This window comes from Campylobacter concisus (assembly GCF_002913545.1).
Classification (GTDB): Bacteria; Campylobacterota; Campylobacteria; order Campylobacterales; family Campylobacteraceae; genus Campylobacter_A; species Campylobacter_A concisus_AV.
Genome location: NZ_PPBR01000077.1, coordinates 1 through 9,850, shown reverse-complemented (window position 1 = coordinate 9,850; position 9,850 = coordinate 1). Strand labels below are relative to the sequence as shown.

Sequence of the window (9,850 nt, the reverse complement as noted above, 5' to 3'; positions counted from 1 at the left end):
CCTTTAGCCAATAAATAAAATAGCCCTGCCATTTCGCCAGCTGCTGCGTCAGTTCTAACGCTCGGTGCTTTAAACACACTCTTTTTAACGTCAGCATCACGTCCAAGACCAAAAATAGCATACTCCATATCTAGCTTATGCTCTTTTGCTCTTTTAGCAGTCTCGCGCTCTAGCTCTTTACCACCGTAAGTAGCCACCGCTTGCATACTTCTTGAAACACTCACGTTTGAAGTGAAAATTTGCACTGCATTTGAAGTCTTTTGCACACTTGATTTGATCTGATCGTCAAAGTCAGAAATCTCTAGCTGTGCGTTTTTCTTTGGCGCAGCTAAGCTGTCAGTTAGCCAGGAGTGCTCTATGCCTTTAACACTTGAAGTGCCAATAAGTTTTAGTATAGGCGTCTCGTCAGCACCTATTAAAATTATGTTTTCGTAGACTGAGGGCTTTAAGCCTTCACGTTTTGTAGCTGGGGCTTGAAACCCAGTTGTAGTTATTGCCATTTCTTTGCTCCTTTTATGCAATTTAATGGCAATTTATCATTAACGACTGTGCCAAATCTACCCAATTTTGGCAAAAAAGAATAAATTTTGTTTAATTATAAAAAAGAGAGTAAGCCCTAAAGATAGGGCTTTTAGTTGTTATTTGAGTTTTTAGTAGATGTATAGCTATTTTTAGTTGCTTGACTAATTTTATTTTTAGTTAGCCTATTTACTGCTTTAGCTTTTACTCCGTCGCTTATGTCTTTGTTTAACAAGACTTTCCTAACTAAGCCTACCTTATCGCTACTATTGTCTATCGCATCAAGTAGTTTAAGCTTTGGGTTTTCAAACTTCATGGGCTCTTTTAAGTTTCTATCAGAATAAAAGGTTATAATGTCATTAGAAACGGCAGGTTGTGGTAATTCGTCCGTGTAAGGAGTCCCTGCCGTTTCATTACCAACTACAAGTCTAAATCTAACGCCTTTATCATCTTCCCATTCATAAAGCCTTGCTTTGCGATCATTTATAAAAGGCTCTTTATACTCTTTAATAAATTTACGCATGTTTTTACCCAAATTTAGTAATTCTTCTTTTGTAACAAAGCCGACTTTATTTTCATCATCTAAGTGCCTTATGCTTATATGTTTAGCTCCCTTACTTAGATTTCCGCTTTCGTATCTTATGGCATTATCTATATTAGCCATATCTTGTTTTAGCCAAGTAGCTTTTTTACCATTATATGTAACATTATAGATGCCTCGTTTTTCTTTTAGTTCAGGTAGTTTTTTACTGAAATTTACTCCGCCCTCTCTACTTACAAATGTCTCATTTGGATTTATATCAAAGGTCTCATGTGGGTGTGTCCCTGCAGCATCATCCAAATTTAGCCTATTTTGAACGTTTCTAGCTTCTACTTCGCCATGTATTTTTTGATACGCTTCATACATATCTTTACCAGTGATTGCATTTTTCTCATCTTCTATAGCCCATTTTATATTTCTTATCTTGTTGTTTGCTTCACTCCCCTTCTTAAAATAAGGCTCTCTTTCTTTTAATAATCTTTGTGCCTCTGGACTATCCTTTAGCCCTTTGTCAAAAAGCTCTATATATGCTTTTTGGAGCGGCTCTTCTTTCTTCCAAGCCTCGTTTGCTATTTTTTCAAGTTTAGCTAGCTCACTTTCATATTTTTTCTCGATTGTTCTTACAGCAGCATTCCATACTATGTCATATTCTCCACCCCTTGCAAAGCCTTCGATATCTTGTATAGCGTGTTGCACCTCGTGCATAAGCGTTGATTTATCGCCTATGTTGTTTATGGCTATCTCTTTTTTATTAGGGTCATAATATCCTAGGTTTTCTCCTTTTTCGTCGATTATCTTTTTAATCTTTATATCCTTTAACTCAGGATATGCTTTAAATAGCTCTTTATGCTCTAGCAAGTCGCCTAATTTGTCTGCGTTTTGATTTTTGATTTTAGCTGGGCTATCATCTATCTCAAACTTCCAAGCGCCATCTTTATCTTTATACCAACCAGTGCTTTGCCAAATCTTAACTTCATCTTCGCCTTTTTCTAGCATAGCTTTAGCTTTTGAGAGTTTATTAGCACTAGCATTAAGTGCCTTTTCTCCTGCAAAAGAATTTATACTATTGCTCTTTGCTGATCCATAAATTTTAGTTAATAATTTTGGATTATCTTTTGCCATTTGCGGCATCTTTTTGCCAAGCCCAAGAATAGAATTGTAAAGCTCTGGGCTTACTCTTTTTACCCCCTCGGCTGTTATCTTTGACCCAAACAATGCATATATAAAACCTTTTGCAAACTCTTCAGGGCTTACATTGCCATTTTCATCAGCGCCATTTACTGTGCCACCAAGTAAGCCACTTGCTATATGTGGGCTTGCATTTATTGTTCTACCACCTTTTGGATTAGATAGGCTTCCGAATTCTCGCTCAAAGTCTTCCATGTCAGCATAATCACTAGCTTTTTTATACTCATAGCCGAGTGCTTCGCTGCTTTCAAGATCAGATTTTAGTTTATTAAAAGTAGCCTCGTCCATCTTTCCAGCTCTTATCTTTGCAACATCAGCCTTTGTGGTTAGAAAGTCTGCTTTGTAGTTTTTCTCGTAACCTGCTGGTGTTAATTTATATTCCCAACCGCCAACTCCGTCGTTGCTCTCAATATTTCTATCAGCTATTCTATTTCTGCCATATTTTGCATTTTTCGCCAATATATTTTCTCTATCGCTTAAAAACTTATCCACATCATATTCATTTAAAAGCTTTTTAAACTCTTCTTGTGTTTGTTTTGGTATAATGCTTTCATCAGAGCTAGAGAATGTGCTTTTGCACCAGCCGTCGGTCCAGCCTGATTAACATCAGCACGTTGGAGTGTAGGGTATGGCGTCCCTACCTTTAGCTCTTTCTCATTAACTTTTCTTAGTCTATCCATCTCATTTTTATTTGTGCTTTTTGATAAGTGTCCTACAAGCCCACTTTCTTTTACTATGCCAAGCTTCCCTACGCTCCCGTCTTCTAAGACCTTAGCTATTAAAGCTATATCTGGACGGTTGTTCTTAAAAAAGTGAGTTGGGTTATTTTTTATCTCTTTTAGCAGCCTATACACATCGCTTGGCTTACTAAACATCTCTGGGTGTTTGCTAGCTAGATAATCTAAATCCGCGCTTATTTCTTCAGTTGTTATCTTTGATAAATCCCTTACTTTTGGGGCTAAGTCCATTTTTACATTTAAATCACTTTTTGGCGCTGGACTTTCTTTTGTGATGAAATTATCCCCTTTTATTTCTCCAGTTTGAGCCTCTTCTCTTAACGCCTTTACCTCGTTTTTAAAAGCTTCTAGTAGTTTAGTTGAGTTCTCTGGTGCATCTTTTATCTCTATCTTTTCAAGATTATTAATGACACTTTTTAGATCGCCTGCATTATTAATTGCATTTCTTATATGATTTTTTAAAGATGCGTCATTGCCTAATACTGGGAGTAGTGATTTTAACCTTTCAATGGCTAAATTTCTCTTCATTGTCATAAGCGCTCCAGTTACTGAATGCCCTATACCTTGTTGTAGCTCTTTAGCTTTTGGATTAATTGCTGTTAGTTTTTCAAGCAGTGATGATGTGTTATTTAGTATAGGAGCTTTTTTATTTAACTCTCCCATTATCTCTACCGCTCTTTTACTCTCAAACGGAGCATTTTTTAAAGTATCACTCACTTTAGAAAATCAGTTATTCCGTCTTTGGTAAATTTTTCTATTACGCCACGGATCAGGTTAGTTTCTAATGCTTCTTGTTCGCTACTGCTTAATCTGGCTGTAAGAGCTTTTAAATCTAAGCCATTTTCCGCGTTGAGAGCTTTTAAGAGTGAGTTTGTTATATCGCCACTACTCTTTAACTCACCCATAACATCATGATAAATTTTAGAGTTTTGAAGTTCTTTAAAAAGAGCATATTCGCTTCTTGCTTGTTTTAAAACATCTTTTGCTTTTTGGCTAAGAGCTGGGTTGTTAAATGCTTGCTCGGCGACATTGTCTATTAAGCCCTGTCTTTACTTTTCAAGCAAAGGATCATATTATCATTAAGTAAAATTTAGTCTAAAGATTTTAAAAACTGGCATAAAAACAAATTTAAAACATAATCAAACCAATAATCTAAAAATAAATATAAGAATCTTACCATATATAAATAACAACAATAACAACTAGGATTAATAATATAAGAATTAAAGCAGATTAACAACAAAGCCCGCAACGACCTACTTTTCCAACATCCCAGTAAGGGAGAGTATCATCAGCCAGGACGAGCTTAGCTTCTTGGTTCGAGATGGAGCAAGGCGTTTCCTCGTCTGTATAGTCACGGGCAGTGTTAAATAAAAGATATAATAGCTAAATCTCTTATTTAACACTACTAGATAAAGTTAAAAGTCATAAACAAAGTTTTATAAAAACATATCTTATTAAGTTTTTATCCTTAACAAGGAAGTGATGCTTATTAAAAGATAAGCAGACGAGCTATTAGTACTGGTCAGCTAAAGGACTTTCATCCATTACACACCCAGCCTATCAAACACATAGTCTATATGAGCTCTTAAAAGAAGATTCATCTTGGAGTTGGCTTCCTGCTTAGATGCTTTCAGCAGTTATCACATCCCAACATAGCTACCGAGCGGTGCCCTTGGCAGGACAACTCGTACACCAGTGGTTGGTTCGACCCGGTCCTCTCGTACTAGGGTCAACTCTCCTCAATCTTCTTGCGCCCACGGCAGATAGGGACCGAACTGTCTCACGACGTTCTGAACCCAGCTCGCGTACCGCTTTAAATGGCGAACAGCCATACCCTTGGGACCTGCTCCAGCCCCAGGATGCGATGAGCCGACATCGAGGTGCCAAACCTCCCCGTCGATGTGAGCTCTTGGGGGAGATCAGCCTGTTATCCCCGGGGTACCTTTTATCCTTTGAGCGATGGCCCTTCCACACAGAACCACCGGATCACTAAGACCGACTTTCGTCTCTGCTTGACGTGTATGTCTCGCAGTTAAGCTGGCTTATGCCTTTATACTCTACGAACGATTTCCAACCGTTCTGAGCCAACCTTTGTAAGCCTCCGTTACATTTTGGGAGGCGACCGCCCCAGTCAAACTACCCACCAGACATTGTCCTACTTGAGGATAACTCAAGCTAGTTAGCTATCAGAATAAAAAAGAGCGGTATCTCAACAATGGCTCACCATAAACTGGCGTCTATGGATCAAAGCCTCCCGCCTATCCTGCACATTTTTATCCCAATAGCAGTGTCAAGCTGTAGTAAAGGTCCACGGGGTCTTTCCGTCTTGCCGCGGGTAGGAGGAATTTTCACCTCCACTACAATTTCACTGGATCCCTCTTCGAGACAGCTCCCATCTCGTTACGCCATTCATGCAGGTCGATATTTAATCGACAAGGAATTTCGCTACCTTAGGACCGTTATAGTTACGGCCGCCGTTTACTCGGGCTTCGATCAAACGCTTCGCAGAGCTAACGTCATCAATTAACCTTCGAGCACCGGGCAGGCGTCACACCCTATACATCCTCTTACGAGTTAGCAGAGTGCTGTGTTTTTGGTAAACAGTCGGGAGGGACTCTTTGTTGTAACCTTCAATGCTTACGGAGTAAATCCTTCACAAAGTTAGGCACACCTTATACCGAAGATACGGTGCTATTTTGCAGAGTTCCTTGAAGAGAGTTCTTCCACGCGCCTTAGAATACTCATCCCACCCACCTGTGTCGGTTTACGGTACGGGCAACTATAACTAAACTTAGAAACTTTTCTTGGCTCGACAGTATCAAGGATTTACGATTCATTCCGAAGAACTTCACGCACCTGTAAGGCCTCGGCTTAAAGGAGTTCGGATTTGCCTGAACTCCAACCTGCACCTTTCGACCAGCACTACCATCCGCTGGCTCCTCTAACTCTAAGCGTCCTTCCATCGCACATTATAGTTGGCATTGGAATATTAACCAATTTTCCATCGCATACCCCTTTCGGACTTTGCTTAGGACCCGGCTAACCCTACGATGACGAGCATCGCGTAGGAAACCTTGGGTTTACGGCGTTGGGGATTCTCACCCCAATTATCGCTACTCATGCCTGCATGCTCACTTGTATTCGCTCCAGCACTCCTTACCGGTATACCTTCAACGCAAATACAACGCTCTCCTACCACTTAGTAAAAACTAAGTCTAAAGCTTCGGTACTCATTTTAGCCCCGTTATATTTTCCGCGCAGAATCACTAGACCAGTGAGCTATTACGCTTTCTTTAAAGGATGGCTGCTTCTAAGCCAACCTCCTGGTTGTTTAAGTAACTCCACATCGTTTTCCACTTAAATGAGATTTAGGGACCTTAGCTGTTAGTCTGGGTTGTTCCCCTCTCGACGACGGATTTTATCACTCGCCGCCTGACTGCCATGATTACACACTAGGTATTCGGAGTTTGATAGGGTTTGGTACATTGGTGTATGCCCTAGCCCATTCAGTGCTCTACCCCCTAGTGTTACTACATGACGCTATACCTAAATATATTTCGGAGAGAACCAGCTATCACGATGTTTGATTGGCCTTTCACCCCTATCCACAAGTCATCCCATAGCTTTTCAACGCTAGCGGGTTCGGTCCTCCACCGGCTCTTACACCGGTTTCAACCTGCTCATGGATAGATCACATCGTTTCGGGTCTGCAACGTCTGACTAAACGCCCTATTAAGACTCGCTTTCGCTACGGCTCCGGGTTTCCTTAACCTCGCCAGACATCACAACTCGCAGGCTCATTATGCAAAAGGCAGTCCATCACCCTGATAAATCATAGGGCTCTGAATGATTGTAAGCAAATGGTTTCAGGTTCTATTTCACTCTGATCACCTCAGTTCTTTTCACCTTTCCCTCACGGTACTTGTGCACTATCGGTCTAGTAGTAGTATTTAGGGTTGGATAGTGGTCTACCCAGCTTCAGACAGAATATCACGTGTTCCGCCCTACTCAGGATACTGCTAAGTAAAACAAAGCTTTCATATACGGGGGTATCACCCTCTGTGCCTAACCTTTCCAGGTTGTTCTATTAGCTAAGTTTAGTCTATATTGCAGTCCTACAACCCCACTAGTAAACTAGTGGTTTGCCCTCTTACGCGTTCGCTCGCCGCTACTAGCGTAATCTCTTTTGATTTCTTTTCCTGAAGGTACTAAGATGTTTCAATTCCCCTCGTTCGCTCCGTTATACGGTAACTAATATCTCTATTAGTTGGGTTGCCCCATTCAGAAATTCCCGGATCAAAGCCCCTTGACGGCTCCCCGAGACTTATCGCAGCCTGGCACGTCTTTCATCGCCTCTACTAGCCAAGGCATCCACCACTTGCTCTTTGTAGCTTACCTTTTCTATATTAGATTATTCTAATTCGCATCACTTCCTTGTTAAAGATAACTTTATGTTACTACATTTAAATTCTAGCTCTCAAGACGGAAAGCATTGACTACTATTTAGATAAGTTTTAAATCCTAAATAGATTGTGATGTCAAACTTTTGCATTAAATGCAAAGAGAATAGAAATTTAAATCTTTAACAAGTCCTGTAAAATTGTTTTTAAAACTTGCTTGTGACTATTAACAATATTAATTAAAAGAACATTTAGACTTCGCAGACTAGCAAGCTAGTCTTTACGACCAAAGAGTTATACCCTTTGGAAACCCCTAAAGCACAAAGTTGCTTTCGGCAACTTCGTAATCAATAAAGATTAAGACGCTTAAAAGTCTAAAGTAAATGTTTCTAAAAACACTTAATATAGACTTTTAATGTTAAACTATTTTATGGTGGAGAATAGCGGGATCGAACCGCTGACCTCCTGCGTGCAAAGCAGGCGCTCTCCCAGCTGAGCTAATTCCCCAATTAAATTCTCTGGTGGGCCTAACAAGACTTGAACTTGTGACCTCACCCTTATCAGGGGTGCACTCTAACCAGCTGAGCTATAGGCCCCTATAGGTCTATCAATCTTTCAAAACTAAACAAGGATGATTGAGAATATCTTTCTTATAGATATCTTGTGAGAGAATATCTATATGTACTCTAGAAAGGAGGTGATCCAACCGCAGGTTCTCCTACGGTTACCTTGTTACGACTTCACCCCAGTCGCTGATTCCACTGTGGACGGTAACTAATTTAGTATTCCGGCTTCGAGTGAAATCAACTCCCATGGTGTGACGGGCGGTGAGTACAAGACCCGGGAACGTATTCACCGTAGCATGGCTGATCTACGATTACTAGCGATTCCGGCTTCATGGAGTCGAGTTGCAGACTCCAATCCGAACTGGGACATATTTTATAGATTTGCTCCATCTCGCGATATTGCTTCTCATTGTATATGCCATTGTAGCACGTGTGTCGCCCCGGACATAAGGGCCATGATGACTTGACGTCGTCCACACCTTCCTCCTCCTTACGAAGGCAGTCTCATTAGAGTGCTCAGCCGAACTGTTAGCAACTAATGACGTGGGTTGCGCTCGTTGCGGGACTTAACCCAACATCTCACGACACGAGCTGACGACAGCCGTGCAGCACCTGTCTTAACATTTCTGCAAGCAGACACTCTTCTATCTCTAGATGATTTGTTAGATATCAAGTCCGGGTAAGGTTCTTCGCGTATCTTCGAATTAAACCACATGCTCCACCGCTTGTGCGGGTCCCCGTCTATTCCTTTGAGTTTTAATCTTGCGACCGTACTCCCCAGGCGGTATACTTAATCCGTTAGGTGCATTACTGCCAAGACTAGCTTAGCAACAACTAGTATACATCGTTTAGGGCGTGGACTACCAGGGTATCTAATCCTGTTTGCTCCCCACGCTTTCACGCATTAGCGTCAGTTGAGTTCCAGCAGATCGCCTTCGCAATGGGTATTCCTGGTGATCTCTACGGATTTTACCCCTACACCACCAATTCCATCTGCCTCTCCCTCACTCTAGATTATCAGTTTCCCAAGCAGTTCTATGGTTAAGCCATAGGATTTCACAAGAGACTTGATAATCCGCCTACGCGTCCTTTACGCCCAGTGATTCCGAGTAACGCTTGCACCCTCCGTATTACCGCGGCTGCTGGCACGGAGTTAGCCGGTGCTTATTCGTTAGGTACCGTCATTGTTCTTCCCTAACAAAAGGAGTTTACGCTCCGAAAAGTGTCATCCTCCACGCGGCGTTGCTGCTTCAGGGTTTCCCCCATTGAGCAATATTCCCTACTGCTGCCTCCCGTAGGAGTCTGGACCGTGTCTCAGTTCCAGTGTGACTGATCATCCTCTCAGACCAGTTATGCGTCATAGCCTTGGTGAGCCATTACCTCACCAACTAGCTGATACAATATAGCCTCATCCTACACCGAAAAACTTTCCCTATCTAACTTATGCTAGAGAGGAGTATAGAGTATTAGCAGTCGTTTCCAACTGTTGTCCTCTAGTGTAGGGCAGATTAGCTATACATTACTCACCCGTGCGCCACTAACTCATAAGAGCAAGCTCTTACTTGTCCGTTCGACTTGCATGTATTAGGCACGCCGCCAGCGTTCACTCTGAGCCAGGATCAAACTCTCCATATTAATTACCTATCTAATAGATAGGATTTTTATTATGAAGTTTTTAATCAAAAAAACTTTTAGTTTTTATATTAGTTTGTCTAATCTATTATTTAATCATAATAGACTGGCTCAATCGATCACTTGTTTAGATTTCAAAGATTGACTAATAGTTTAACAATTGTAAGTTAAAAGAACAACGATAAGAAAAAGGCTTTATTAACGTTGAAGTTAAAGGTGGTTTCTCGTTTCGTGAGCTGGAATTATATATGAGGGATGCTTAAA

4 protein-coding genes, 2 tRNA genes and 3 rRNA genes are annotated in these 9,850 nt (G+C 41.1%); all 9 read right to left on the bottom strand.

Annotated elements, in window-relative coordinates:
* A partial coding sequence (locus tag CYP05_RS04700) for an SU10 major capsid protein (RefSeq protein ID WP_181001173.1) occupies window positions 1-500 on the bottom strand: 500 nt, incomplete at its 3' end.
* A 131-nt stretch (window positions 501-631) separates the two neighbouring features.
* Entirely contained in the window at window positions 632-2,740 is a 2,109-nt protein-coding gene (locus CYP05_RS04695) for an LPD23 domain-containing protein (protein WP_103642149.1), read from the bottom strand.
* An 11-nt stretch (window positions 2,741-2,751) separates the two neighbouring features.
* Window positions 2,752-3,702 carry a hypothetical protein gene (locus CYP05_RS04690; protein WP_103642148.1) on the bottom strand — a complete coding sequence of 317 codons (951 nt, stop codon included), beginning with the start codon at window positions 3,700-3,702 and terminating at the stop codon, window positions 2,752-2,754.
* Window positions 3,699-3,890: a hypothetical protein gene (locus CYP05_RS04685; protein WP_103642147.1), complete on the bottom strand. Its 192-nt coding sequence runs from the start codon at window positions 3,888-3,890 to the stop codon at window positions 3,699-3,701. Before CYP05_RS04685 ends, CYP05_RS04690 begins: the two co-directional genes overlap by 4 nt.
* 338 nt (window positions 3,891-4,228) lie before the next feature.
* A 5S ribosomal RNA gene (rrf, locus tag CYP05_RS04680) occupies window positions 4,229-4,347 on the bottom strand.
* A 133-nt stretch (window positions 4,348-4,480) separates the two neighbouring features.
* Window positions 4,481-7,386, bottom strand: a 23S ribosomal RNA gene (locus CYP05_RS04675).
* Between the two features lie 433 nt (window positions 7,387-7,819).
* Window positions 7,820-7,895, bottom strand: a tRNA-Ala gene (locus CYP05_RS04670).
* Between the two features lie 12 nt (window positions 7,896-7,907).
* Window positions 7,908-7,984 (bottom strand) — tRNA-Ile (locus CYP05_RS04665).
* Window positions 7,985-8,078: 94 nt separating this feature from the next.
* Window positions 8,079-9,589 (bottom strand): 16S ribosomal RNA (locus CYP05_RS04660).
* Together the 16S, 23S and 5S rRNA genes with 2 tRNA genes alongside form the textbook arrangement of a ribosomal RNA operon.
* Between the last annotated feature and the right edge of the window lie 261 nt (window positions 9,590-9,850).